This is a genomic window from Streptomyces justiciae (assembly GCF_015163075.1).
In the GTDB taxonomy this organism is placed as follows: Bacteria; Actinomycetota; Actinomycetes; order Streptomycetales; family Streptomycetaceae; genus Streptomyces; species Streptomyces justiciae.
In genome coordinates this window covers 203,662-229,771 of the sequence record NZ_JADDXU010000010.1, presented here as the reverse complement: position 1 = coordinate 229,771, position 26,110 = coordinate 203,662, and the positions used below count along the sequence as shown (strand labels likewise).

At 71.4% G+C, this 26,110-nt stretch carries 24 protein-coding genes; 7 read left to right on the top strand and 17 right to left on the bottom strand.

What is annotated here, in order from left to right; all coding sequences use genetic code 11:
* Window positions 1–57 precede the first annotated feature (57 nt).
* A complete protein-coding gene (locus IQ210_RS27315; RefSeq protein WP_228048408.1) occupies window positions 58–2,208 on the top strand; it encodes a discoidin domain-containing protein in 2,151 nt (716 codons plus the stop codon).
* On the opposite strand, the gene IQ210_RS27310 is transcribed toward IQ210_RS27315, so the two are convergent.
* From IQ210_RS27310 to IQ210_RS27295, 4 genes are read right to left on the bottom strand one after another with little or no spacing between them, the layout of a single operon-like run.
* Window positions 2,180–2,992 carry an ABC transporter ATP-binding protein gene (locus IQ210_RS27310; protein ID WP_194081779.1) on the bottom strand — a complete coding sequence of 271 codons (813 nt, stop codon included), beginning with the start codon at window positions 2,990–2,992 and terminating at the stop codon, window positions 2,180–2,182. The two genes, IQ210_RS27315 and IQ210_RS27310, sit on opposite strands and share 29 nt — an antisense overlap.
* Before the next feature lie 20 nt (window positions 2,993–3,012).
* Complete coding sequence (locus IQ210_RS27305) at window positions 3,013–3,792, bottom strand: ABC transporter permease (protein WP_194081778.1); 780 nt, start codon at window positions 3,790–3,792, stop codon at window positions 3,013–3,015.
* Window positions 3,789–4,562: an ABC transporter permease gene (locus tag IQ210_RS27300; protein WP_194081777.1), complete on the bottom strand. Its 774-nt coding sequence runs from the start codon at window positions 4,560–4,562 to the stop codon at window positions 3,789–3,791. Before IQ210_RS27300 ends, IQ210_RS27305 begins: the two co-directional genes overlap by 4 nt.
* Entirely contained in the window at window positions 4,559–5,530 is a 972-nt protein-coding gene (locus tag IQ210_RS27295; RefSeq protein WP_194081776.1) for an ABC transporter substrate-binding protein, read from the bottom strand. Before IQ210_RS27295 ends, IQ210_RS27300 begins: the two co-directional genes overlap by 4 nt.
* 143 nt (window positions 5,531–5,673) lie before the next feature.
* Here IQ210_RS27295 and IQ210_RS27290 point away from each other — a divergent pair, with 143 nt between their 5' ends.
* A complete protein-coding gene (locus IQ210_RS27290) occupies window positions 5,674–6,561 on the top strand; it encodes an IclR family transcriptional regulator domain-containing protein (protein WP_194081775.1) in 888 nt (295 codons plus the stop codon).
* On the opposite strand, the gene IQ210_RS27285 is transcribed toward IQ210_RS27290, so the two are convergent.
* From IQ210_RS27285 to IQ210_RS27270, 4 genes are all read right to left on the bottom strand, one after another.
* Window positions 6,476–7,414 carry a PDR/VanB family oxidoreductase gene (locus IQ210_RS27285; protein ID WP_194081774.1) on the bottom strand — a complete coding sequence of 313 codons (939 nt, stop codon included), beginning with the start codon at window positions 7,412–7,414 and terminating at the stop codon, window positions 6,476–6,478. The genes IQ210_RS27290 and IQ210_RS27285 overlap by 86 nt on opposite strands.
* Window positions 7,407–7,577, bottom strand: a complete 171-nt coding sequence (locus tag IQ210_RS27280) for a hypothetical protein (protein WP_165951103.1) — start codon at window positions 7,575–7,577, stop codon at window positions 7,407–7,409. The genes IQ210_RS27285 and IQ210_RS27280 overlap by 8 nt, the downstream gene beginning before the upstream one ends.
* On the bottom strand, window positions 7,574–8,647 hold the full coding sequence (locus IQ210_RS27275) for an aromatic ring-hydroxylating dioxygenase subunit alpha (RefSeq protein ID WP_194081773.1): 1,074 nt from the start codon (window positions 8,645–8,647) through the stop codon (window positions 7,574–7,576). The genes IQ210_RS27280 and IQ210_RS27275 overlap by 4 nt, the downstream gene beginning before the upstream one ends.
* Before the next feature lie 142 nt (window positions 8,648–8,789).
* Window positions 8,790–9,413 (bottom strand): DJ-1/PfpI family protein, encoded by a 624-nt coding sequence (locus IQ210_RS27270; protein WP_194081772.1) that lies wholly within the window; start codon window positions 9,411–9,413, stop codon window positions 8,790–8,792.
* A gap of 99 nt (window positions 9,414–9,512) precedes the next feature.
* Between IQ210_RS27270 and IQ210_RS27265 the strand changes: the two genes are divergently transcribed.
* Window positions 9,513–10,850: an aminotransferase-like domain-containing protein gene (locus IQ210_RS27265; protein WP_194081771.1), complete on the top strand. Its 1,338-nt coding sequence runs from the start codon at window positions 9,513–9,515 to the stop codon at window positions 10,848–10,850.
* Window positions 10,851–10,860: 10 nt separating this feature from the next.
* Here IQ210_RS27265 and IQ210_RS27260 read toward each other — a convergent pair whose 3' ends face one another.
* From IQ210_RS27260 to IQ210_RS27245, 4 genes are all read right to left on the bottom strand, one after another.
* On the bottom strand, window positions 10,861–12,207 hold the full coding sequence (locus IQ210_RS27260) for a hypothetical protein (protein ID WP_228048407.1): 1,347 nt from the start codon (window positions 12,205–12,207) through the stop codon (window positions 10,861–10,863).
* Between the two features lie 240 nt (window positions 12,208–12,447).
* Complete coding sequence (locus tag IQ210_RS27255; RefSeq protein WP_194081770.1) at window positions 12,448–13,098, bottom strand: PaaI family thioesterase; 651 nt, start codon at window positions 13,096–13,098, stop codon at window positions 12,448–12,450.
* Window positions 13,099–13,126: 28 nt separating this feature from the next.
* Window positions 13,127–14,137 (bottom strand): zinc-dependent alcohol dehydrogenase, encoded by a 1,011-nt coding sequence (locus IQ210_RS27250; protein ID WP_194081769.1) that lies wholly within the window; start codon window positions 14,135–14,137, stop codon window positions 13,127–13,129.
* Window positions 14,130–14,558, bottom strand: a complete 429-nt coding sequence (locus tag IQ210_RS27245; RefSeq protein WP_194081768.1) for a tautomerase family protein — start codon at window positions 14,556–14,558, stop codon at window positions 14,130–14,132. The genes IQ210_RS27250 and IQ210_RS27245 overlap by 8 nt, the downstream gene beginning before the upstream one ends.
* Before the next feature lie 99 nt (window positions 14,559–14,657).
* Here IQ210_RS27245 and IQ210_RS27240 point away from each other — a divergent pair, with 99 nt between their 5' ends.
* On the top strand, window positions 14,658–15,248 hold the full coding sequence (locus IQ210_RS27240) for a TetR/AcrR family transcriptional regulator (RefSeq protein WP_194081767.1): 591 nt from the start codon (window positions 14,658–14,660) through the stop codon (window positions 15,246–15,248).
* A 316-nt stretch (window positions 15,249–15,564) separates the two neighbouring features.
* On the opposite strand, the gene IQ210_RS27235 is transcribed toward IQ210_RS27240, so the two are convergent.
* On the bottom strand, window positions 15,565–16,041 hold the full coding sequence (locus IQ210_RS27235; protein ID WP_194081766.1) for a tautomerase family protein: 477 nt from the start codon (window positions 16,039–16,041) through the stop codon (window positions 15,565–15,567).
* A gap of 236 nt (window positions 16,042–16,277) precedes the next feature.
* Between IQ210_RS27235 and IQ210_RS27230 the strand changes: the two genes are divergently transcribed.
* Window positions 16,278–18,332, top strand: coding sequence for a phosphocholine-specific phospholipase C (locus IQ210_RS27230; RefSeq protein WP_194081765.1), 2,055 nt, complete (start codon window positions 16,278–16,280; stop codon window positions 18,330–18,332).
* Window position 18,333: 1 nt separating this feature from the next.
* On the opposite strand, the gene IQ210_RS27225 is transcribed toward IQ210_RS27230, so the two are convergent.
* Both IQ210_RS27225 and IQ210_RS27220 read right to left on the bottom strand, forming a co-directional pair.
* Window positions 18,334–19,368, bottom strand: a complete 1,035-nt coding sequence (locus tag IQ210_RS27225; protein WP_194081764.1) for a DMT family protein — start codon at window positions 19,366–19,368, stop codon at window positions 18,334–18,336.
* Window positions 19,365–20,174 (bottom strand): phosphatase PAP2 family protein, encoded by an 810-nt coding sequence (locus IQ210_RS27220; protein ID WP_194081763.1) that lies wholly within the window; start codon window positions 20,172–20,174, stop codon window positions 19,365–19,367. The genes IQ210_RS27225 and IQ210_RS27220 overlap by 4 nt, the downstream gene beginning before the upstream one ends.
* A 241-nt stretch (window positions 20,175–20,415) precedes the next feature.
* Between IQ210_RS27220 and IQ210_RS27215 the strand changes: the two genes are divergently transcribed.
* A complete protein-coding gene (locus tag IQ210_RS27215) occupies window positions 20,416–21,030 on the top strand; it encodes a TetR/AcrR family transcriptional regulator (RefSeq protein ID WP_194081762.1) in 615 nt (204 codons plus the stop codon).
* A gap of 162 nt (window positions 21,031–21,192) precedes the next feature.
* On the opposite strand, the gene IQ210_RS27210 is transcribed toward IQ210_RS27215, so the two are convergent.
* Entirely contained in the window at window positions 21,193–22,209 is a 1,017-nt protein-coding gene (locus IQ210_RS27210; protein ID WP_194081761.1) for a DUF2510 domain-containing protein, read from the bottom strand.
* 294 nt (window positions 22,210–22,503) lie between these two features.
* Here IQ210_RS27210 and IQ210_RS27205 point away from each other — a divergent pair, with 294 nt between their 5' ends.
* A complete protein-coding gene (locus IQ210_RS27205; protein ID WP_194081760.1) occupies window positions 22,504–25,188 on the top strand; it encodes an ATP-binding protein in 2,685 nt (894 codons plus the stop codon).
* 104 nt (window positions 25,189–25,292) lie between these two features.
* Here the strand turns inward: IQ210_RS27205 and IQ210_RS27200 are convergent, their stop codons facing one another.
* A complete protein-coding gene (locus IQ210_RS27200; RefSeq protein WP_194081759.1) occupies window positions 25,293–26,084 on the bottom strand; it encodes an SDR family NAD(P)-dependent oxidoreductase in 792 nt (263 codons plus the stop codon).
* Window positions 26,085–26,110: the final 26 nt, after the last annotated feature.

Genomic DNA, 26,110 nt, shown 5'->3' with positions numbered 1-26,110 from the left:
CCTGAACCCCCACCCCCACCGAGAAGGGATCAGCACATGCAGAGATCTGTCAGGAGCATGCCATCAGCGGCCTCGGCCGCCATGGTGGTCGCCCTCTCCGCCGGCCTCCTCACCGCCATAACCCCCACCGCCCACGCGGCCTCGGGCGCCACGCTCCCCTTCACCTCGGTCGAGGCCGAGTCCGCCACCACGACGGGCGCCAAGATCGGCCCCGATTACACCCAGGGCACCCTCGCCTCCGAGGCGTCGGGGCGGCAGGCGGTACGACTCACCTCCGGCCAGCGCGTCGAGTTCACCGTGCCGCGCGCGGCCAACGCCGTGAACCTCGCCTACAGCGTCCCCGACGGCCAGGCCGGCACGCTCGACGTGTACGTCAACGGCACCAAGCTCGCCGGGACGCTGGCCGTCACCTCCAAGTACTCGTACATCGACACGAGTTGGATTCCCGGCGCCAAGCAGCACCACTTCTTCGACAACGCCCGCCTGATGCTCGGCCAGAACGTCCAGGCCGGCGACAAGGTCGCCTTCCAGGCGACGGGCACCCAGGTCACCGTGGACGTCGCCGACTTCGAGCAGGTCGCCGCCGCCGCTGCCCAGCCCGCCGGGTCCGTGTCCGTGACCTCCAAGGGCGCCGACCCCAGCGGCAACGGGGACTCCACGCAGGCCTTCCGGGACGCCATCTCCGCGGCGCAAGGGGGAGTGGTGTGGATTCCGCCCGGCGACTACAAGCTGACCTCGTCGCTCAGTGGTGTGCAGAACGTGACCCTGCAAGGGGCCGGAAGCTGGCACACCGTCGTGCACACCTCCCGCTTCATCGACCAGTCCAGCTCGTCCGGCGGCGTCCACATCAAGGACTTCGCGGTCATCGGCGAGGTCACCGAACGCGTCGACTCCAACCCCGACAACTTCGTCAACGGGGCGCTGGGACCCGGCAGTTCGGTGTCCGGGATGTGGCTCCAGCACCTCAAGGTCGGCCTCTGGCTGATGGGCAACAACGACAACCTCGTCGTCGAGAACAACCGCTTCCTCGACACCACCGCCGACGGCCTCAACCTCAACGGCAACGCGCGCGGCGTCCGCGTCCGCAACAACTTCCTGCGCAACCAGGGCGACGACGCGCTCGCCATGTGGTCCCTGTACGCCCCGGACACCGACAGCAGCTTCGAGAACAACACCATCAGCCAGCCGAACCTGGCCAACGGCATCGCGATCTACGGCGGTACGGACATCGCCGTGAAGAACAACCTGGTCTCCGACACCAACGCCCTCGGCAGCGGCATCGCGATCTCCAACCAGAAGTTCCTCGACCCGTTCTCGCCCCTCGCCGGCACGATCACGGTCGACGGCAACACACTCGTCCGCACCGGCGCGATGAACCCCAACTGGAACCATCCGATGGGCGCCCTGCGCGTCGACTCCTACGACAGCGCCATCAACGCCACCGTCACCATCACCAACACGACGATCACCGACAGCCCCTACAGCGCCTTCGAGTTCGTGTCGGGTGGCGGGCAGGGATACCCGGTCCGCAACGTCACCGTCGACGGCGCGACCGTCCGCAACACGGGTACGGTCGTCGTCCAGGCGGAGGCCCAGGGCGCCGCGACCTTCCGCAACGTCACGGCCACCTCGGTCGGTTCGGCCGGTGTCTACAACTGCCCCTACCCGGCGAGCTCCGGCACCTTCACGCTCACCGACGGCGGCGGCAACTCCGGCTGGAGCAGCACCTGGTCCGACTGCTCGACCTGGCCGCAGCCCGGGCAGGGCAACCCGGACCCGGACCCGGCCCGCAACCTCGCCAAGGGGCGCCCGGCCACGGCCACCGGCTCCCAGGACGTCTACACACCCGGCAAGGCGGTCGACGGCGACGCGAGCAGCTACTGGGAGTCCACCAACAACGCCTTCCCGCAGTCCTGGACCGTCGACCTCGGGTCGGCGGAGGCGGTCCGGCGGCTGGTGCTGAAGCTGCCGCCGTCCGCGGCCTGGGGCGCGCGTACGCAGACCATCACCGTGCTGGGCAGCACCGACGGCTCCGCCTACGCGACGGTCGTCGGTGCGACCGGCTACCGTTTCGACCCGGCCACCGGCAACACCGCCACCGTCACCCTGCCGAGCGGCACGAACCTGCGCTATCTGCGCCTGTCGGTGAGCGCCAACACCGGCTGGTCCGCAGGCCAGTTCAGTGAGGTGGAGGCGTATCTGTCTTAGCGAGGGACGGCGTCCCGCGCTTCGCCGACTGGATCTGCTCGTACACATGGGTCCGCAGCTCGGCGAAGCGCGGGGCCACCCGGGTGTGCAACTGGTCGCGCTCGTCCGGCAGATCGACCTTGAGCTGCTCCTGCACGACGGTGGGGGAGGCGGAGAGCACGATGACCCGCTGGCCCAGATACACGGCCTCGTCGATGTCATGGGTGACGAACAGGATCGTGATCCCGCGCTCCCGCCACAGTCCCCGTACGAGATCCTCCAGATCGGCGCGGGTCTGCGCGTCCACGGCCGCGAACGGCTCGTCCATCAGCAGCACTTGGGGCTCGTACGCGAGCGCCCGGGCGATCGCGACCCGCTGCTGCATACCGCCCGAGAGCTGCCATGGGTATGCCCCGGCGGCGTCCGCGAGACCGACCGACTCCAGCGCGTCGGAGACCAGCTCTCGGCGCCGCGCCTTGCTCAAGCCCTTCTGCTTCAGCGGGAGTTCGACGTTCTCGCCGACCCGCATCCACGGGAACAGGCTGCGGCCGTACTCCTGGAAGACGAACGCCATCCCGGGCGGCGGGCCGCTCACCTTCTCCCCGGCCAGCCGTACCTCGCCGCCGGTCGGGGTGAGCAGGCCGCCCATGCACTTCAGCAGGGTCGTCTTGCCGCAGCCCGACGGGCCGACGAGACAGACGAGTTCGCCCGCCTCGACGGTGAAGGTGAGGTCGCGGACCGCCTCCACCCGGCGCCCTGACCCCTCGTAGACCTTCTGCAGGCCGGATACGACCAGTGCGTGCATGGACCGCCCTTTCGTGAGGGTCACGGGGACCGCCGGGTCGAGGCCCGCAGACCGTGGTACCAGCCGAGCACCCGCCGCTCGACCACCTGGAAGACCATGGAGAGGAGGAAGCCGAGCAGACCGAGGACCAGGATGCCGGTCCACATGTCGGGGATCGCGAAACTCCGCTGGAACTGCACGACGGTGAAGCCGATGCCGTTGCTGGCGGCGAACATCTCGCTGATGACCATGAGGATGATGCCGATCGACAGCGCCTGCCGGAGCCCCGCGAAGATCTGCGGGCTCGCCGAGCGCAGCACCACGTCCTTGAGACGGGCGACGCCCGAGATGCCGTACGACTTCGCCGTCTCCGCCATCACCGGGTCCACCGCCCGTACGCCCTCCACGGTGTTGAGGAGGATCGGCCAGACGCAGCCGCTCGCGATCACGGCGATCTTCATGGTGTCGCCGATACCGGCGAACAGCATGATGACCGGCACCAGCACCGGCGGGGGCACCGCACGCAGGAACTCCAGCACCGGCTCGCAGAACGCCCGCACCCGCCGGTACGAGCCGATGATCGTGCCGATCGCGACGCCCACGACCGCGGCGCAGGCGTAACCGGCCGTCAGACGCAGCAGACTGGGCAGGACGTCGTCCTTGAGGCGGTCGGCGGTCCAGACGTCCGGGAAGGTCTGCAGGATCGTCCGCAGGGGCGGCCAGAACACGTTGGTGCTGCCGTCCGAGGCCAGCCACCAGGCGGCGACCAGGAGTACGGGCAGCGCGAGCACGAAGAAGACCCGCAGCAGGACGCGTCTCACACCGCCACCTCCCCGCGCACCGACTGGTGCCAGGCCAGCGCCCGCCGCTCCACCGTGCGGGCACCCACGTTGATGAGCAGGCCCAGCAGGCCGGTGACCACGACGAGAGCGTACATCTCGGGTACCGCCTGGGAGTTCTGCGCGACCGCGATCCGCTGCCCCAACCCCGGTGCCCCGATGACCAGTTCGGCGGTCACGGCGAGGATCAGCGCGACGGCCGCCGCGAGCCGTATGCCGGTCATGACGTACGGCAGCGCGGTCGGCCACAGCACATGGCGGACCCGGGCCCAGGTGCCGAGACCGTACGACCGTGCCGTCTCCTCGGCGACCGGGTCGACGTCCTGGACGCCGTAAAGGACCTGGATCAGCACCTGCCAGAAGGAGGCGTACACGACGAGCAGGAGCACCGACCTCAGTTCGGTGCCGTACAGCAGGACCGCGAGCGGGATCAGCGCGACCGACGGGATGGGGCGCAGGAACTCGATGGTCGAGGCGGTGGCGTCCCGCAGGTACGGGACGACCGAGATGACGACGCCCGCCACGATCCCGGCGGTCGAGGCGATCAGCAGGCCCAGGCCCCAGCCGGTGAGGGTGTCGCCGAGGGCCGTCCAGAAGGTGTCGTCGGAGAGTTCGTCGGCCAGCGCGTCGGCGATCCGGCTGGCGGGCGGGAAGTAGGCCTCTTTGACCAGGCCGAGCCGCGGCACCACCTCGCCCAGGGCGAGGAAGACCGCGAGCCCGGCAGCGCCGAGTGCGAGGTTCAGTCCCTTCACGGCAGCAGCTTGTCCAGGTCGGGGGCCGTCTTGAAGAGACCGTCGGCCTGACCCAGCTTCTCCAGCGCGTCCAGCGAGGCGCGGTCCGGTTCGGCGGGCCAGGCGGGCAGGGTCACCTTCGCCAGCACGGCCGCCGGGATCTTCGTGTACGTCGTCACGATCTCGCGGGCCTCGTCCGGGTGGGCGTCGGCGTAGGCGAGCGACTCGGCGGCGGCCGCCTTGAACTTCTTGACGACGTCCGGGTGTTGGGTCTCGTACGAGGTGGAGGTGAAGTACATCGCCACGGTCAGGTTCGGGGCGACGTCGACCAGTGGCGAGGCGATCTCGCGGCCGCCCTGGCTCTTCACCGTGGCGAGCGCCGGCTCGACGACCATCGCCGCGTCGATCTGCCCGCCGTCGAGCGCGGCCGGCATCTGGTCGAAGGCGAGCTCGACGAACTTGACCTTGTCCGGGTCGCCGCCCGCCTTGCGCACCGACTCGCGCACCGCGGTCTCGTTGATGTTCTTCAGGGTGTTGATCGCGACCTTCTTGCCCTCCAGCTGGTCGGCCGACTTCAGCGGGCTGTCGCCCTTGACGACGAGCGCGCCGAAGTCCTTGCCCTGAACGCCTGTCGATGCGATGCCGTTGGTGACGACCTTCACCGGCACGTTGTTGGACTGGGCGACCATCAGCGAGGTCGAGTTGGAGAAACCGAACTGGAACTGACCGCTGGCCACGCCGGGCACGATCGCCGCGCCGCCCTGCGCGAGCGTCATCTCCAGCTCCAGGCCCTGCTTCTTGAAGAAGCCCTTCTTCTGGCCCAGATACAGCGGTGCCACATCGACGATCGGGATCACCCCGACCTTGACCTTGGTGGTGCCGCCGGACGACGACGCACTGTCCGACGATCCCGATCCGTCGGACGAGCCACAGGCCGTCACGGTGACCAGGAATGCTCCGGCCGCGAGGGCGGCGAGCAGACGACGCATGGCTCCTCCTGTGCAGACTTCGGTGTTCCGACAGGTTGTGCGCATGGCGCACAGTGGTGCACTGCGCGAAAGTAGAGTCTTTGGCCGCTGGGGTCAATGCCTTCGGCTGACAATATTGTTGACACTTGGTGACGGAGGCGACGATGACCGCAGCCCGAGCACCTCATTTCGTCCGCTCGCTGGAACGCGGCCTCGCCGTCATCCGTGCCTTCGACGCGGACCACCCGGAACTGACGCTCAGTGAGGTCGCCCGGGCCTGCGACCTGACCCGCGCCGCCGCCCGTCGCTTCCTGCTCACCCTGGCCGACCTCGGATACGTCCACGCCGGCGGCCGCACCTTCCGGCTCACCCCCCGCGTCCTGGAACTCGGCTACTCCTATCTCGCCGGCTTCTCCCTGGCGCAGATCGCCGAGCCGCATCTGGAGCAACTGGTCGAGCGCACAAGGGAGTCGTCGTCCCTGTGCGTGCTGGACGGCGACGAGATCGTGTACGTCGCGAGGGTGCCCGCGCGCCGCATCATGACGGCGGCGATCACGGTCGGCACCCGCTTCCCCGCCCACGTGACCTCGGTGGGCCGGGTGATCCTCGCCCATCTCCCTCAGGAGCAGCGGGAGTCGGCGATCTCCCGCGCCGACCTGCGTCCGCTGACCCCGCGCACCATCGTCTCCGCCGGGCTGCTGCGCGCCGAGCTCGACCGGGTACGGGATCAGGGATACGCCGTCGTCGACCAGGAGTTGGAGGAGGGGCTGCGCTCGGTCGCCGCCCCGGTGCGGGACCGGGACGGCGAGGTGGTGGCGGCCGTGAACATCCCGGTGCACGCCAGCCGCAACACCGTGGCCTCGGTCCGCCGCGATCTGCTGCCGCATCTGCTGGACACGGTCGCCGGGATCGAGGCGGACCTGCGCATGGCCAAAGGGGCCACCGGGGCCGCCGGAGCCGCGGGAGTCACAGGTCGAGGACGAGCCGCCGCCCCCGACACCGGGACACACAGATCATCATCGTCTCCCCGGCCTCCTGCTCCTCGTCCGTGAGCACCGAGTCCCGGTGGTCCGGGGTGCCGTCCAGGACGTCGGTCTCACATGTCCCGCAGGTGCCCTCGGTGCAGGAGTACAGCACCTCGACACCGGCGGCGCGCACGGCGTCGAGCACCGAGACGTCGGCCGGGACGGTCACGGTCCCACCGCTCCGCGCCAGCTCGACCTCGAACTCCGTGTTCTCGCCGGTCTCCTGCTCCTTCGGCGTGAACCGCTCCAGATGCAGCAGCCCGGAAGGACAGCGCGCCTGCACGGCGTCCAGGAGCGGCCCGGGTCCGCAGCAGTAGACGAGCGTGCCCTCGGGGACGCCGTCGAGCACCGAGGCGAGGTCGAGGAGACCGGTCTCGTCCTGGGGAGCTACGGTGACACGATCACCGTAACGGCTCAACTCCTCGGTGAACGCCATGGATTGCCGCGTCCGGCCGCCGTAGAGCAGGGACCATTCCGCCCCCGATGCCTCCGCCGCCGCCAGCATCGGCAGGATCGGGGTGATGCCGATGCCGCCGGCGATGAAGCGGTAGCGGGGGGCGGGCTTGAGGGCGAAGTGGTTGCGCGGTCCGCGCACCCGGACCTTGTCGCCCTGCCCCAACTGCTCGTGCACATGGGCCGATCCGCCGCGCCCGTCCGGCTCGCGCAGCACGGCTATCCGCCAGCCGGAGCGGTCGGACGGGTCACCGCACAGGGAGTACTGGCGCTCCAGGCCGGGACCGAGCACGACGTCGACGTGGGCGCCGGGCTCCCAGGCCGGGAGCGGCTCGCCGAGCGGGTGGCGCAGGGTGAGGGCGAGCACCCCGTCGGCGGCGAACTCCCGTCGGTCGACGACGAGTTCGGTCTCGTACACGTCAGTCATCAGCTGCCACCTCGTGCCCCTGTGGGTGGGCCAACATCCACTCCCACATCTCGATCGGGTCCTGCGCGGTGTGCTCGCGGCCGCAGTGACAGGTGCCGTGCAGGACGTCCGTGCCCGGCAGCCAGTCGATGCGGTAGATCTCGCCGGTCGGGGTGTTGCTCACAGGACCTTCTCCACGGGCTTGTCGCCCTCCTCGACAAGGCGGGCGAGGATACGGCGGGCGGCGAGGCCGCCGGTGTCGATGTTGATGCTGAGTTCCTGGTACCCCGTACGCTCCGAACCGAGCGTCTTCTGGAGGAGGTTGAGCGCGTCGACGTCCTGCATGACGACGGTGTGGTTGTTGCTCCGCAGGAACTCGGTGACCTCGGCGTCGTCCGTCGCCCAGTCCCGTGAGACGGCCCAGAAGTCGTACACCTTGCCGTCCTCGGACGGGGTGATGGCGTAGGTGACCTCGGTGTGGAAGCCGCCCGGGTCGCTGCCGTCCGCCTCGGGCACCACACCGACCGGCGCGACCCGGCTGTGCAGCAGGTAGAGGCAGGGCGCGTGGTACTCGATGTCCTGCCAGCGCGTGATCCGCCCCGATATCCCGGTCGACTTGGCGTAGAACGGCGGGCATTCGGCGTCGTCCATGTGCCGGCTGACCCTGACGATGCCCGCGCCCTCGTCGACCTCCGTCGTGATCGGCGTCTCGGCGACCTCCGGGGTGCCGATGTACCCGCCGTGGAGGTAGGTCTCGTGGGAGAGGTCGAGGAGGTTGTCGACGAGGAGGCCGTAGTCGGCGTCGATGGGCTCCATGCCGCGCACGGTGACCCAGCCGGGGGAGTCGAGGTGCCGGGCCCGCGGGATGGTGCCGGCGTCGGCGAGCGCCGGGTCGCCGATCCACACCCAGATCAGCGAGTCCTGCTCGACGATCGGGTACGAGGCGACGCGGGCCGTGCGCGGCACACGTTTCTGCCCCGGCACGTACACACACGTGCCGCTCGTGTCGTACGTGAACCCGTGGTACCCGCACACGAGTCGGTCGCCGTCGAGGCGGCTGGGCTTCTCGTGCAGCGGGTACCGGCGGTGCACACACCGGTCGGCGAGGGCGACGGGTGTCCCGTCCTCCTCCGTGCGGTAGAAGACGAGCGGTTCACCGAGGATCGTGCGGCCCAGCAGCTCCTCGCGCCCCACCTCATGGCTGTAGGCGGCGACGTACCACTGGTTGCGGGCGAAAGCGGTCATGTGCGGCATCGTTGCGGCTCCCGTCTGTCGGCGACGGTGTCATCGTCGGGAAGGGCGTCGCGGGGGCGCAATACGGCTTCCGCCTCACGGAAGGCGCAGTGGAGAAGGCCAGTTGAGAGGGGTGGCACAGGGACGTGTGCGGCCGGACGTCTCAGGCCGTCGACGTCGCGGGGGCCGGAAGGTACGGGGTGATGTTGCGGCGGGCGCGCTCGACGTACTCCTCCTTCTCGCCGACCGGGGCGACGTAGTGCAGCGCGCTCTCCGCGGCGTCGTGGCCCTCGAGGCGGGCGATGACCCAGGCGGCGAGGTAGGGCGAGGCGAGGCAGCCGCCGGCCGTGGCGATGTTGTCCTTGGCGTAGAACGGCTGGTTGAGCACCTCGACGCCGGCGGCGACGACCCAGGGCTTGGTGGTGAGGTCGGTGCAGGCCGGGATGTCGTGGAGCAGACCGAGCCGGGCCAGCACGAGCGCGCCGGAGCACTGGGCCGCGATGAGCTGGCGCGCGGGGTCCAGACCGCGCAGCACGCCCATGATCGCCTCATCCTCGACGACTTCACGGGTGGCGATGCCGCTGCCGACGATGACGGCGTCGGCGGCGCACGCCTCCTCCAGCGTTGACATCTGTTCGATGGTCACGCCGTTCATCGACGTCACCTTGGGGCTCGGCGTGGCGATGGTGACGCGCCAGCCGTCGGTCTTCACGCGGTTGAGCACGCCGAGGGCGATCAGGGAGTCGAGCTCGTTGTAGCCCTCGAAGGTGAGGATGGCGATGTGCACGGCGGCTGTCCTTCCGACAGGAGTGGGTCCCGACCGCTCCCGACCGTAGGGACCCGCGAACAGGACAGTCAAAAAATTGTCATGGATACACTTCGGCCCATGGCAGCCCCGCGCTACAAGGCCCTGGTCGACACGCTCGCGTCCGACATCCGCTCCGGACGGCTCGCCGCGGGTACGCGGCTGCCGACCCACCGCGGGCTGGCCGCGCAGGAGGGCATCGCCGTGGTGACGGCGACCCGCGTGTACGCCGAACTGGAGGCGATGGGCCTGGTCAGCCGCGAACAGGGCCGCGGCACCTTCGTACGGGACATCGCGGTGCCCGCCGGACACGGCATCGACCTTCAGGTGGTCGCCACCGACGCGGTCGACCTCAACTTCAACTACCCCTCGCTGCCCGGCCAGGCCGACCTCCTGCGGCAGGCCCTGCGCGGACTCGCCGGCTCCGGCGACCTCGACTCACTGCTGAGCTACCAGCCCCATCGCGGACGCCCCCAGGACCGGGCGTCGATCGCACGGCACCTGCGGCGGCGCGGCCTCAGCCCGGACCCGGATCAGATCCTCGTCGTCAACGGCGCGCAGCACGGCCTGGCCGTCACCGTCATGGCCACGCTCGGCGCCGGTGACGTCGTCGCGGTCGACGCGCTCACCTACCCGGGTTTCAAGGTGCTCGCGGAAGCCTTCCGGCTCGACCTGGAGCCCATTCCCGTCACCCCCGACGGGCCGGATCTCGACGCCCTCGCCAAGGTGTGCGCGAGCCGCCCGGTACGCGCGATCTACACCATGCCGACCCTGCACAACCCCCTCGGCCGGGTCATGCCGGCCGACGAGCGCACCCGCCTGGTCGAGATCGCCCGACAGCACGGCTCGCTCCTCATCGAGGACGCCTCCTACGCCTACCTGGCCGAGGACCCGCCACCGCCGCTGGCCGCCACCGCGCCGGACATCACCGTCCACGTCACCGGCCTGTCCAAGAACGTCGCCACCGGCCTCCGGGTCGGCTTCGTCGTCGCCCCTCAGCACCTGGTGCCGTCGCTCGAACGCGCGATCCGGGCCACCATCTGGAACACCCCGGCCCTCACCACCGCGATCGCCTGCGGCTGGCTCGACGACGGCACGGTGGACCAGCTGGAGGCGCGGAAGCGGGACGACGCGAGGGCCCGCCAGGCGATCGCCCGGCAGGAGCTGGCGGGCCTGCCGCTCGTCGGCCACCCCTCGTCTTACTTCGTCTGGCTGCCGTTGCCCGACGACGCGCGCGCCGACCGCCTGACCGCCACCCTCGCGCGGCAGCAGATCTCGGTGAGCACCGCGGAGCCCTTCACGACCACGACCCACACACCGCAGGCGCTCCGCCTCGCCCTGGGCTCGACCGACCTGGACCGTCTGCGGACGACGCTGCGCACGGTGCGACGAGTCGCCGTCGAGGACGCCTACAGCTGACCCCGCCGCGTCATGGGCGATCGCCGGACGAGTCGTTCCGACCGACCGGCGCCCCTTGTTCGGCGGCCAGCGTGGCGCGGCCCGTGGCGGCGAGGAGGGCGACCAGGGCGAGGACGGCCAGCAGGACGAGCACCAGGAGCAGGATCGTCAGCGCGGTCGGATGGTTCCAGAGGGCGAAGACCAGCGCCACGATCAGGAGGGCGGCCAGCGTGATCCATCGCCGGTGGTCCTGCGTCCACGTCCCGGCCCGCCCGGTGCGGACCTGGTGGCCGTACGCCCAGGTCGCCGCGGAGTCCGCGGTGCGCTCCGACGTCCTGCGCACCGCCACCGGGAGCCGGCCCGGGCCGATGAGATAGGTGCCGAGCGCGATGACGACGCCGAGCACGATCGCGGTGCGCAGGCTGACCCGCAGGAAGTGCAGCAGCGTGTCGAAGACCGCCGCCGCGGCGGCCCGCGACTGGATCTGGGGCGGGAGGTGGTCCAGGTAGTAGCGGCGGGCGACGACGAGGACGATGGCCACGACCAGGCAGGCGAAGGCCGCGCCGAGGGCGGTGCGCGCGAGGGCGCGGCGCCGGCGGTGGGCCAGCAGCACCCCGGCCGCGCCGAGGGCCACGACGAGCAGGGGGAACCAGTCGCCGATCACGTCCAGCAGATGCGCGCCCTTGCGGATCTTCCCGAGCTGGTCGGAGTGGAAGAGCACCATCTCCTTGTCGACGTCGGGGATCTTCGCGGCCGGGGACAGACCGGCGTCGACCAGTTCCTGTCTGACCCGGTCGACGGCCGTGCCGACGTCGAGCGTCACCGTGCCGCCGCTGACCCCGACGGCACCGCGGCCCTCCCCGGTGAGCGCGTCTACGACGGTGTTGTGGGCGGCCCGGTTGGCGTTCGTCCACACCTTCTCGAAGCGGTCGCTCTCGACGAAACGGGTGGCGACCTTGGTCACCGTGTTGTCGACGGCCGAGTCGAGCTGCGGGCCGAGGTTCCGTACGGCCGCGGCGGCGCGCGGCGGCAGACCCTGCGACGTCAGCCAGGTCGCGATGTCCGCGGCGGCCTGATCGCCGTCCACGCGTACGTCGGCGGCCTCGCTGATGCGGCGGACGGCCGCGTCCTGGATGGCCGGGTCGGTGGCCAGTGGCTTGACCGTGGCGACGTAGCGGTCGGTGTCGAGCGCGATGTCGTGCACCCACACCGTCAGCAGGGCGACGGGCACGAGGACGCAGGTCAGCACGATGAGGACCGCCGAGGCCGTGCTCCGCGCGATCCGCCCGGCCCGGGAGCCGTGCCCGCCGACGCCATCGGCGGGACCGGTGTCCTTCGGGGCGGGCGCGGAGCCGCTGGGCTCGGGCGGGCCACTCATGGTGTCTCCAACGCTCGGGATGCCTGCTCGCTCCATTTCCGCCGACCGCGGCCGCGGCGGCACGCGGTGAGAAGCCATTCGGGCGACGCCGGACACCGAGGGCACTGATCGTCGGGGTGGCTGTCGGTGGCCACGAGCAGGCCCGGAAGCAGCACCGGCGGACCGTCGTCGGCGAGGCGGTCCACGGTCTCGGGAGCAGTGCGTGCGCCACCGGCCCGGCGGCGGTCGCTCCCGCAGGGCCTACCGTGCCGGGAACAGCGCTCGGGCGCGCTCCGGATCAGGTGTCACGAAAACGGCTTCGGCGGTGACCAGTTGGCGGTCGCCGTCCGCCTCCGTGGTGATCGAACCCGTCACGAAGACCTTGCGGGCCTCGGTGCCGGTGACCCGGGCGCGGACCCGCAGTGGCGTCTCCACCGGCACGGGCCCGTGGTACCGCAGTTGGAGGGACACCGTCATCGCGGGTGTCCCCGCCGCGGAGCAGGCCCACCCCATCAACTCGTCCAGCAGCATGGCGCTCATGCCGCCGTGCACATACCCGGGCGGGCACTCGTGGGCGATGCCGAGCGTGCAGTGGCCGGTGACACCGTCGCCGTCCGGCGTCACCCGCACCGGTGGGGCGAGGGGGCTGCCGGGGCCGGTGACGGGGCTGAACATCCGTATCCCGCCCGGGAATTCGTCCACGTGCGGGATCTCGGCCCGGGTCCTTCGGCGTCCGGTCAGCTGGGCGGTGAGCCGCCGGACCTCGCCCGTCACGCGGTGCAGGACGTCGGCGGGGGTGACGGTGCGGACGGTCGCGTCGACCAGGGCCCGCAGCTCGTGACCGAGCCCGGCGATCGCCTCGCGCTGATGGTCCAGGTCCGTCGACGGGGCCGCGGTGTGGGGTGCGTTCATGGATCTGCTCGCTCAGTCTGCTTCTCGGTCAGCCGTCCGCGCGTACGAAGACGGGCTTGAGGTGCTTCTCGGGCAGGGCGTCGGGGAGTTGCTCCCAGTCGATGACGTGGGAGACCACTTTCGCCGGGTCGACCCTGCCCGAGCGGGCGAGTTCCAGGGCGTCGGGGATGTGGCCGCGGACGTTGTCACGGGCGACACGCAAGGTGACGCCGGTGAGGTACATGTCGAGCAGCGGCAGCTCGCCGGGACGGAAGTGGTTGCCCGCGGACTCGCAGATGCCCTCCGGGGCAAGGGACTTGACGGCGAGTGCCAGCTGGTCGACCCGGCCCGTCGCCTCGACCGCGATGTCGAAACCGTGCCTGACCGGCTCCAGCGTCTCCGCGGTGGCGGCGCCGAAACCCCGGGCGAGTTCCCGGTGTTCGGGGTTCGGGTCGACGTACAACACCTCGGACGCGCCGAGCGCGCGGGCGATGTCGCACACGTACAGCCCGATGCTGCCGCGCGCCACGACCAGGACCCGGGCGCCGGGCCGTGCCTTGAGGTGCGGGGCGACCAGCCGCCAGGACAACGACCAGTTGTCGCTCGCCGACGCCATCGCGACCGGGTCCAGATCGCCGGGGAGCGGCACCAGCATGGCGTCCGCCCACGGGACCCGGACGAGGTCGGAGAAGAGTCCGCCCCAGGTGCCGCCGATCGGGGCGCCGTACATCGCCATGTGCGGTACGGACGAGCAGTGCGCGGTGAGGCCGGCCGAACAGGGGGCACAGGTACCGCAGTTGATGGACCACGGGACGACGACCAGGTCCCCGGGGGCCACGCCGGTCACCGCGTCGCCGACCTCCACCACCCGGGCCACGCACTCGTGCCCGAGCGCGAACGGCGGCGCTATGAAGCCATGCCCGGCGAGGATCGCGGTGTCCACGTCGCAGGAGGTCGCCGCGACCGGCGCGACGATCGCCTCCCGGTCGGTGAGCAGCTTCGGGTCGGGCGCCTCACGCCACTCGACGGAGTTGCGGGCGACGTACGTCAGTTCACGCACCGGCCGGCCCCTTCGCGAGGGCCACGAGGTCGGCGTACCGGACGACCGAGCCGCCCGCGCCCCAGGTGCCGTCGGCCTGCTCGTGCACCAGCACCCACACCCGCAGCGCCTCGTCCGGGGACAGCCCGGCCGCGCCGAGGACCGTCTTCGTGGCCTCCTCCACCAGCCCCGCCTTACGACGCTCGGACAGCGCGCCCTGCGGCACGGTCACCTCGACCAGGAAGCGGGGCGCGTCGTCCTCGGCGGTGGTCTGCGCCCCCTCCGGCAGCTCGGCCAGGTAGCTCCATGCCTGGGCCCGGAAGAACGCCGTGTCGGGCGCCCCCTCCCAACGCAGCAGTACGGCGGCCAGGTCGCGCTGGACGGACGCGCGACCCTCCTCGGTCAGGGCACCGGACGGGACGGTGAGCCGGATCATCGGCATGACGGGTCTCCCTTGCGGGTCACGTGATCTATAACAGTCGTTATAAGTGAAGGTCACGCTAGACTATGACGAGCGTTATAGCCAGAGAGGGGTGCGGCCTTGGCCAAATCCAGCGCGCCGTCGCGCGAGCGCATCGTGGCCGGAGCGGCCGACATGATCAGCCGGCGTGGCCTGAACGCCACGAGCATCCGTGAGCTGGCCAAACACGCCAAGGCGCCGCTCGGTTCGACATACCACTACTTCCCCGAGGGCAAGCAGCAGTTGGCCACCGAGGCGGTGCGGTACGCCGGTACGGCGGTCGAGCGCATCCTCCGCAAGGAACTCGACGCGGGTCCGGCCGCCGGGCTCCGCGCCTTCCTTGCCCTGTGGCGCGGCATCGTCGTCGACAGCGACTACCGCGCCGGCTGCCCGGTGCTGGCCGTCTCCGTCGAGGAGCCCCCGGCCGACGAGATCCCGCCCGCCCTCGCGGCCGCCGCCGAGGCGTTCGAGGGCTGGGAGCGGCTGCTCGCGGAGTCGTTGCGCGCACACGGGGCCGACCGGGACCAGGCCGCCGGCGTCGCGGCCCTGGTCGTGGCGGGCGTCGAGGGCGCGATCGCGATGTGCCGCGCCAAGCGGAGCATGACGCCGCTGGACCTGGTGGAGCGGCAGTTGGAGGCGGTGATCGCCGGGGCTGTGGGTGGGGGCGGGTGAGCAGGCCTCGATTGCCACGGCCGCGGACGGGGGCGGGTGATCAGGGATCGATTGCCGCGGCCGCGGGCGGGGGCGGGTGATCAGGGATCGATTGCCGCGGCCGCGGGCGGGGCGGAGTGGTCAGGCGCCGATTGCCGTGGCTGTGGAGGGGGCCGAGTGATCAGGCCGATCGCCTCGGCCGTGGGCGAGGTCGAGTGGTCAGGCCGATTGCTGCGGCTCTGGACGGGGTGGAGTGGTCAGGCGCCGATTGCCCCGGCCGCAGACGAGGTCGAATGATCAGACACCGATCGACGTGGCTGCGGACGAGGCCGACTGATCAGGCGTCGATCGCCGCCCGGATCGCCTTCGCCTTCTCCTCGGTGAACACGCCGCTCTCCAGCAGGGACAGGATCGACAGCACCCCGCCGCTCGACCCCCAACTGCCCTCGTCCACCACCCGGAAGGTCACCCACCAGGCCGGCGACGGCTCGGGAAGCCCGCATGCCTCGGCGAGTGCGTGCAGCACCCGCTCGATGACCTCGGCCCGCACCTCCCGGCGCCAGTCCCCGTCCATCACCGTCACGTCGATCACCATGACGTCCAGCGCCGGGCCGGCGTCCGCCAGCAGCCGGCCGCCGATGGCCATCATGTCCGGCTCGCGCTCCACGAAGTGCACCTGGAACCCGGCTCGCGCGGGCGGCGCGAACTGACCGATCTCGGGCACGAGCACCGCGTCCGTCAGCGTTTCGGCCAGCGTGCGGCGCTGCTCCACGCTCAGCCGGCCCTTCGGGGTGTTCACGGTGATCACGGTCACGACTACCTCCTATAACGACTGTTATAACCAGCGGCCGGAGCCTACACCAGGTCTATGACGAGTGTTATACGGGCCTGCGTGGCTTCGGGCCCGCCGGAACCCCGCGCGTACCGGCGACTTTCACACGGGCGTCACCAGACCCTTCCCTGACGTTTGGTGCTCTTGGAACACTCGCTGCGCGCACCTTCCGTCACGTTCCGGCCATCCGCACCCCTGGATGAGAGGCAGACCCACCCATGCCCGAAGTCAATCGGCGCAGATTCCTCCAAGTCGCTGGCGCCACCACGGCGTTCACCGCGCTGTCCAGCAGCATCCAGCGCGCCGCCGCGCTCCCGGCGAACCACCGCACGGGATCGATCGAGGACGTCGAGCACATCGTCGTCCTGATGCAGGAGAACCGCTCCTTCGACCACTACTTCGGCAAGCTCCGCGGCGTCCGCGGCTTCGGGGACCCGCGGCCGGTCAAGCAGGCGAACGGCCAGTCGGTCTGGCACCAGAAGGACAGCGCCGGCAAGGAGATCCTGCCGTTCCGCCCCGAACACGACGACCTGGGCCTGGCGTTCGTCCAGGACCTCCCGCACGGCTGGAACGACGGCCACGCGGCCTTCGCGGGCGGCAAGTACGACAAGTGGGTGCCGTCCAAGGGCTCCACGACGATGGCGTACCTGGAACGCAAGGACATCCCGTTCCACTACGCGCTCGCCGACTCCTTCACCGTCTGCGACGCCTACCACTGCTCGTTCATCGGCTCGACCGACCCCAACCGCTACTACATGTGGACGGGTTACACCGGCAACGACGGCAAGGGCGGCGGCCCCGTCCTCGGCAACGACGAGGTCGGCTACGGCTGGACGACGTACCCCGAACGCCTGGAGCAGGCGGGCGTCTCCTGGAAGATCTACCAGGACGTCGGCGACGGCCTCGACGCGGCCGGTTCCTGGGGCTGGATCAACGACGCCTACCGCGGCAACTACGGCGACAACTCCCTGCTGTACTTCAACCAGTACCGCGACGCCCAGCCCGGCGACCCGCTCTACGACAAGGCCCGCACCGGCACCGACTACACCAAGGGCGAGGGCTACTTCGACCAGCTGCGCGCCGACGTCAAGGGCGGCAAGCTCCCGAAGATCTCCTGGGTCGTCGCCCCCGAGGCCTTCACCGAGCACCCCAACTGGCCCGCCAACTACGGCGCCTGGTACATCGCCCAGGTCCTCGACGCGCTGACCTCCGTGCCGGAGGTGTGGGCGAAGACCGCGCTGTTCATCACGTACGACGAGAACGACGGCTTCTTCGACCATGTCGTCCCGGCCTTCCCGCCGGCCTCCGCCGCGCAGGGCAAGTCGACGGTCGACCCGGCGCTCGACCTCTTCAAGGGCGACAGCGGCCATGTCGCCGGTCCCTACGGGCTCGGCCAGCGGGTGCCGATGCTCGTCGTCTCGCCCTGGAGCAAGGGCGGTTACGTCTGCTCCGAGACCCTCGACCACACCTCGATCATCCGGTTCATGGAGCGCCGCTTCGGGGTGCACGAGCCGAACATCTCGCCCTGGCGCCGGGCCGTCTGCGGCGACCTGACCGCGGCCTTCGACTTCTCCCGCACGGACGCCAAGCCGGTCGCCCTCCCGGACACCGCCGGCTACGAACCGCCGGACCGCCTGCGCCACCCCGACTACGTGCCGACCCCGCCGGCCAACCCGGTGCTGCCGAAGCAGGAGCGCGGCCTGCGCCCGGCCCGCCCGCTGAAGTACGCCCCGCGCGTGGACGGTTCCGTCGACGCGGCGGCCGGCAGGTTCACGCTGACCTTCGCCTCCGGCGCCAAGGCGGGCGCGGGCTTCCTGGTCACGTCCGGCAACCGCACCGACGGGCCCTGGACCTACACCACCGAGGCCGGCAAGTCCGTCGCGGACACCTGGAACTCGGCGTACTCGAACGGCTCGTACGACCTGACCGTGCACGGCCCGAACGGGTTCGTGCGCTCCTTCAAGGGCGCCAACAAGACGGCCGGTCCGGAGGTCACCGCGCGGCACTGCGGTGACGACGTCGAGCTGACCTTCACCAACGAGGGGACCGGGAGTGTCCGCCTGAAGATCGTCAACGGGTACGGCGGTGCCGCCACGTCCGTGACCGTGCGGCCCGGCGCCACCGTGAAGCGCACCATCGACCTCACGGCGAGCCGGCGTTGGTACGACCTGACCGTCACGTCCGACGCGGACCCGGCGTTCCTGCGCGGGTTCGCCGGGCACGTCGAGAACGGCAGGGCCGGGGTGAGCGATCCGGCGATCATCGCCGAGTAGGTCAGAGGGACGTGAGATGCCCCGGTTGCTTCGGCTGCCGGGGCAACAGCCCCTGCTCGGTCGCCGCCTTCGCGGACTCCAGGGCGAGGACGGCGGCCACGGGGTGGTCGTCGGGCGCCGACACGACTGACGGCACCGACATGACGGACGGCACCGACACGACGGACGGCACCGGGCCGCCGGACGCCACGATCGGACTGGCCGACGGGGTCTGCCGCTCCGGTGTCACCCGGCTCAGCAGCACCACGCCCCACGCCGCCACACCCGCTCCGGCCAGCGCCAGGAGGACGCCCGCGGCGCCGCCCTGGAGGCGTTCGCCGAGCAGGGCGAGGCCGATCACCGCGGCGGCCACCGGGTTCGCCAGGGTCACCACCGCGAGCGGGGCGCCGAGGCCGCCCCGGTAGGCGACCTGCGACAGCAGCAGACCGCCCGCCGCGAACGCCGCGACCAGCAGGGCCACACCGATGACCTGCACGCTCAGCAGTGACTCCGAGCGGTCGGTCGCGGCCACCGTCACCGTCTGGGTGAGCGCCGAGGCGACCCCGGAGGCGAAGCCGGAGCCGGTCGCGTGCCGCAGTCCGGGACGGGTGCCCCTGCGGGCCAGCAGACCGATCAGCGCGGCCGTCACGCCGGCGACGGCGAGCGCCTCGGGCGTGCTCAGCACGGCATCGGGGGCCGACCCGGAGGCCGTGACCAGGATCGCCGCCAGACCGAGCAGCGTGAACGCCGTACCCCGCCACTCCGTCGCGCTGACCCGGCGCCCGGCGACGCGCGCGCCCATCGGCACGGCGGCCACCAGGGTGAGCGCGCCGAGCGGCTGGACCACGGTGAGCGGGCCGTACTTGAGGGCCACCACGTGCAGCAGCGCCGCGGAGGCGTTCAGCACGACCGACCACCACCAGGCACCCGAGGTGATCATCCGCGCCATCCCCGAGCCGGGGTCGCGGGAGGCCAGCCGCTCCTGGGCGACCGCCGCGGCCGCGTAGGCGACGGCGGAGAACAGGGACAGGACGACGGCGAGGACGGTGGCGCTCATCGGCCCGCTCCGACCAGGACGTTCTTCTCGGCGTCCGCGTCGGCGGGGGCCGCCGTCGGGAGGCTCGGCTCCGCCGCGGTCTTCGTGCGGCGCGGCAGGCGGATCACCGCGAGCGCGATGCCGAGCATGGCGGCGGCGACGATCGCGTCGAGCCAGTAGTGGTTGGCGGTGCCGACGATCACCGTCAGCGTCAGCAGCGGGTGCAGCAGCCACAGCCAGCGCCAGCGCGACCTGGTCGCCACGATCAGGCCGATCGCCACCATCAGGGCCCAGCCGAAGTGCAGCGAGGGCATCGCCGCGAACTGGTTCGAGAGGTGGTCGGTCTGCGGCGGGCCGTACACCGAGGGGCCGTACACCTTCGCGGTGTCGACCAGGCCCGCCGCGGCGAGCATGCGCGGCGGGGCCAGCGGGAAGGCGAGGTGCACCACCAGGGCGGCGGCGGTGACGGCGGCGAGGACGCGGCGCGCCCACACGTAGTGCGCGGGCCGGCGCAGATAGAGCCAGATCAGGAAGGCCGCGGTGGCCGGGAAGTGGATCGTCGCGTAGTAGGTGTTCGCGATGTGCACGAGGGTGTCGCCGTGCAGCAGCAGGTTCTGCACCGAGCCCTCGCCGGGCAGCCGGACGGCCCGTTCCAGGTCCCACACGCGGTGCGCGTTGTCGAAGGCCTCGCCGGTGTGCCCCGTCGCCAGCTGGCGGCCGAACTTGTAGACGAGGAAGAGCCCTGCGACGAGCAGGAGCTCACGGACGAGCGGAGGCCGAGCTATCGCGTCGGTCTCTCCTTCTGAAGGCTCGGTGCGGGCATTCATCCCCCGGCCCCTTCGCTGACGGTGGTGCGGGCTGAGCTGGTGACTCCCGGAGCGCCGGTAACTCATCGCGCTCCTCGGAACCCACTCATCGATACGGGTGCGTACCGATACGCCAGTGTACCGATACGGTCGAGTACCGGTACACTCGAGTATCGATAGACATACGCCACACTGGGAATGCAGCCCTCAGCACTTTGGCCGCGGCCGCTCGAGCCGCACTCGAACCCGAGGAGAAGAGCCCATGACGTCGCAGGCCGCGGACGGACCGGAGACGGTCGCCGCCTCGCGCCGCTCCAAAATCTCGCGCGAGCGTGAGCAGGAGTTCTTCGACGCCGTGCTCGAACAGATCCGGGAGTGCGGCTACGAGGCCGTGACCATGGACGGAGTGGCCGCCAGTACGCGCTGCAGCAAGTCCACGCTCTACCGGCAGTGGAAGACCAAGCCCCAGTTCGTGGTGGCCGCGCTGCGCTCCCGGCGGGTGTCGAAGTTCGCGGGCATCGACACCGGGTCGCTCGCGGGCGATCTGCGCGAGGTGGCGCGGGCCGCGGGCCGGTGGTCGACGGGCGACACCAAGCTGCTCCAGGCGCTCGGGCACGCCGTCACCCAGGACGCGGAACTGGCGATGGCGCTGCGCGAGGCGCTCGTCCACCCGGAGATCGCCGAGCTGAGCGAGATCCTCCAGCGCGGGGTCGAACGCGGTGAGATCAGCGCGGACCAGCCGGCGCTGGAGTACGTCCCGTGCCAGTTGTTCGGGGTGATCCGGGCGCGGCCCGTGGTGGACGGGGAGTACGCCGATCCCGACTATCTGGTCCGCTTCGTCGACGCGGTCGTGCTGCCCGCGCTGGGCCTGACATGAGGACGTAGGACCCGAAGACCCAGGCCGCCGTCCACGGGATGACTGGACGGTGACCTGTTCGCGCCGCACCGTGGGGACGGGGGCGGCGCGCACCCCCCGGCCGGGTGGGGTTCCTCTTGAGCGGAGAGGCGCCCCACCCGGCCGACTGCTGTCCCGGGGGTCTCAGACGTCCTGGCCGCTGCCGCCGCCCGTCGACACCTTGATCCCCTTGGTGATCTCGTCGATGACCGACTGCTGCTCGCCGACGTCGACGCCGAAGCGCACGACGACGATCTGCTGCGAGTTCGCGGGGGAGGGGAAGGCGAGGGACTCGACGTAACCGTCGGCGCCCTTGCTGGTGACCGCCTTCCAGCGGACCAGATAGCCCTTCTGCCCGGCGACGGTCACCGCCTTGGAGGCGAGCACGTCGTGGGAGGTGATCGAGCCGTAGGTCTTGCCGCCGTAGGACTCGTCGGCGTTGGCCTTGATGTCGGCCTTGGCGACCGCCTCGGCCGTCTTGTCCTGGTGGCCGAACGCGGTGGCCGGCGCGGAGTAGGCGCCGCCCTTCGTGCACGTCTTGGACGTCTCGCCGGGGCATTGATAGGAGTCGTTGGACGTGACCGACGCGCCGACCTGGATCTCCTGGCCGTACCAGCCGTCCGGGATCGGGATGCTGATCCCGCTGATCGAGTCGGACACCGAACCGCTCTCGATCTTCGGCGCCTCCGACTCCTGCGGCGAGGGCGAGGCGCCTCCGGAACCACCGGAGCCTCCGGACCCGCCGTTGCCGCCCGGTCCGCCCTGGCCGCCGTCCTGGCCACCGGGGCCGCCCTGGCCGCCGGGACCGCCGTTGCCGCCCGGCTGCTGCTGGGAGTTGGCGGTGCCGCCGCCCCCACCGTCGTCGCTGGTCAGCGCCCAAACGCCCACGCCTATGCTGGCGAGGACCGCGACGGCGACCGCGACGGCTATGCCCGTCCGCAAGCCGCGCCGCCCGCCGGCCGGCGGCTGGGCCGGATAGATCGGGTACGCCGGATACGCCCCCGCGTCGGGGGTCTGCGCCGGAGGACCCCATGCGGCGGCCGACCCCGCGGGGCGGGTCTGGTCAGTCCATGTCTTGCCGTCCCACCAGCGCTCGGTGGCGGGACCGTCACTTGTCTGCCCGGGATCGGGATACCAACCGGGAGGAGTCACCTGCGTCATGCCCCCACCGTATGAGGCGTCGGTGAAAGTCGGATGAGAGGGCCGGTACGGATTTCCGGTCAGTTCGGGACGAGCCGTACAGGACGCTCGCGCGCGGGCGGCGGCGGACGGAATCCGTTTCTTGACTGACAGTCAATAAATAAGCGGGCACTGGTCACAGGCCCGGCGCGTCGCCCTTCCGTACCCGCTGTCACCCGTCGAGGCAACAGCTGCCCGGACCGCCCTCCACTGGGGCAATCGGACGGCTACGCTCGAGGTCTGTACGTCGTTCGGGCGACTTGGGGAGGTAACGGGATGACGGAGGTACGGCCCGCGCAGGCCGCCTCGGCCTTCCTGTGGGAGCGCGACGAGGAGGTCGCCGCCGTCGAGCGGGCGATCGACACTCTGCGCGCGGACCGCTCGTCCTCGGGCAGCGTGCTGGTGTTCCGGGGCGAGGCCGGACTGGGCAAGACGGCACTGCTGGCCGAGACGCGCCGCATGGCGGAAGCGCGCGGCTGCGCCGTCTGGTCCGCCCGCGGCGGCGAGACCCTCAGGTCCGTCCCCTTCAACGTGCTGCGGCAGCTGCTCCAGCCCGCCCTGGTGTCCCTGATGCCGGAGGAGGCGCGCGAGTACCTCGGCGACTGGTACGACATCGCCGGCCCTGCCCTCGGCCTGACCGAGCCCGGCGAGCGGAACGCCGACCCGCAGGGCGTGTGCGACGGTCTCGTGGCCGCCGTACGCCGCCTCGCCCGCCGGGACTGGCCGCTCGTCCTCGTCATCGACGACGCCCACTGGGCCGACCAGGAGACCCTGCGCTGGCTCGCCGCGTTCGTCGAGCGCCTCGACGACCTGTCCGTCCTCGTAGTGGTGGCCCGGCGCCCCGGAGACATCAGCGGCGAGAGCGCCCGCCACCTCGACGCCGTCGCGACCGCCGCGGACGCGCCCGTCGCCACGCTCAGCGCGCTGACCCCGGACGCCACCGCCCGCCTGACCCGCGCCACCCTGGGCGAGCACGCCGACGCCCCGTTCTGCCGCGAGGTGTGGGCCGTCACCGGCGGCAACCCCTACGAGACCGTCGAACTCCTCGCCAAGGTCCAGGACAGCGAACTCGAACCCGTCGAGGCCCAGGCCCCCGAACTGCGCGCCCTCAACCGCTCCGCCCGCGGCAGCGGCCTCGTCGCCCGCCTCGAAGGCCTCGGCATCGAGGCCACCCGGTTCGCCTGGGCGGCCGCCATCCTCGGCACCGGCATCTCCGTCGGCCTCGTCGCCAAGCTCGCCACCATGGGCACCGAGGACGCCGTCCGCTGCGCCGAACTCCTGCGCAGCGCCCGCATCCTGACCGAACCCGACCCCGCCGCCGCCCCGGCCGCCGACGGCGACCTGGAGTTCGTCCACCCGCTCATCGCCAGCGCCGTCTACAACTCCATCCCGCCCGCCCTGTGCACCGCCATGCACGGCATCGCCGCCCGCGTCGTCACCGACTCCGGGCTCGGCGCGGCGATGGCCTCCCGGCACCTCCTCCAAGTCCACCCGGACGACGACGAGGAACTCGTCGAGCAGCTCCGCGAGGCCGCCCGCGAACACCTCGCCGTCGGCGCGCCCGACGCCGCCCGCCGCTGTCTGGAGCGGGCCCTGCTGGAACCGCCCCGGCAGGAGACCCACGCGCGCGTGCTCTACGAACTGGGCTGCGCCACCCTCCTGACCGCACCCGCCACCACCGTCGACCACCTCCAGTCCGCGCTCGCCATGCCGGGCCTCGACGGCGCCGAGCGCGTCGACGCCGTCGTCCGCCTCTCCCAGGCCCTGATCCACAACGACCAACTGGACGACGCCGTCCGCACGGTCGAGGCGGAGGCCGCCCGGCACGAACCCGGACCCTCCCAACTCCGGCTCCAGGCCGTGCAGTACATGTGGGAGGGCATCCACGCGGGCGAGGCCGGCTCACCGGGCCGCTCCGAGCGGCTCGCTGAACTCGCCTCACGGTGCACCGGCCGGGACAACTCCGAGCGGGCCCTGCTCATCCTGCGCGGCTTCGACGCCATGACCCACGGCGAGAACGCCGAGGTCGTCGTCGAACTCAGCGACCGCGCCCTCGTCAACGGCCGACTGGCACCCGGACTCGGCTGGACCGACACCGAGTGGGGTGTCGAGATCCTGATGATGCTGGCCAGCTCCTACACGTACACCGACCGCCTCGACCGCGCGGAGAGCCTGTTCACGGAGGCGCTGCGCACCTACGAGTCCGCGGGCTGGAGCGGCGGCCATCTGGCCCTGGCACACGCCTTCCTGGGCTTCAACCACCGTCGGCGCGGCCGCCTCCGGGAGGCCGAGGACGCGCTGCGCGAGTCCCTCCGCATCGCCGACCGGGTCGCCCGCGGGCTGCCCCTGTACTGGTCGGCGACCTGCAACCTCGTCGACACGCTGCTCGCGCGCGGGCATGTCGCCGAGGCCTGGGAGATCGCCGAACAGTACGCCTTCGCCCCGCCGTACCCGTCGACGATCGTGCTGCCCGACCCGCGCTCGGTGCGCGGGCGGCTGCTGCTCGCCGTGGGCCGCACCCAGGACGGCATCAACGAACTGGAGGCCGCGGAGAAGGCGGCGGCGACCCGCGGCCACCACAACCCGGTGATGGTCCCCTGGGCCCTCGACCTCGCCCGCGCGCTGGCCACGAAGGACCCGGCCCGCGCCGCCCAACTCGCCACGGACGCGCGGCGGCGGGCCGAGCGGTTCGGCACGGACACGGCCATCGGTGAGGCGCTGCGGTGCGCTGCCGCGCTGGAGACGGGGCAGCGGGCGGTGCGGCTGCTGTCGCAGGCGGTGACGTACTTGGAAGCCTCGCCCTGTCAGTACGAACACGCGGCTGCCCGGGTGGAGTACGGGATCGCTGCGCGGTCGGTGGCGGAGATTCAGCGGGGGTTGGGGCTGGCGAAGTCGTGTGGTGCGGAGGGGTTGGTGGCACAGGCGCGGGAGGTTCTGGAGACGGGACGGGGGCTTCGCTGAGAGCTCGGTCGTGACTGGTTGTGGGTCCGGTGCGGGTGCGTTGTGGCTTGTCGCGCCCACGCGGCGGAGCCGCAAATTGACGCAGCCCCGCGCCCCTGGCGGCGTTACAGTGCCAGGAGTTGATCAGTGATCGCTGTCAGTCGCTTCTGAATACCGCCGTCGTACGTCCTCTCGTGCGCCCTTGCCTTGTTCGTGCCGTCGAAGTAGCCGCCCGTGCCCAAGTCCTGGGTCGCCAGGGCCAGTACGCCCGGGGCGCCGTCCGCCACCGTGTTCCAGGGCTTGACGCCGCCCTCGCGGACCATCGCCGTGTCCATGAAGGTGGCCGGGTGCAGGACGTTCACTGCTACGCCTGTGTCCGCCAGCTCCTCGGCCAGGGCGAACGTATGGGCCGCCAAGGCGAACTTGGCGCGGCGGTAGGCCGCGAAGCCGTCGTAGCCGCGGCGGAACTCGATGTCGTCGAAGTCGACGGGGTCCTGGCCCACCGAGCCCACGTTGACGATCCGGGCCGGGGTGTTGGCGCGCAGCGTCGGCAGGAGGGTGCGGGTCAGGGTCACCGGCGCCAAGTAGTTGACGGCGAGCCGCAGTTCGTGGCCGTCGGCGCTCAGTTCGCGGGCCGCGCCGGGCGAACCGGCGCCCACACCGGCGTTGTTGATCAGTACGTCCAGGTCGGGATGCGCGCCGGCGACATGCGCGCCCAGCTCGCGCACCTGCGCCAGCGAGGACAGGTCGGCGACGAACGCCTCGGCGTCGCCCTCCGTGCGGAGTTCCTCGACCAGTCGCTCGGTACGGCCCGGGTCGCGGCCGTGGGCGAGGACCACATGCCCGGAGCGGACCAGCTCGAAGGCGACGTAGCGGCCGAGACCGGAGGTGGCGCCGGTGATCAGAACAGTCGACATGCCTCCACCGTAGGCGCACGGCGGAG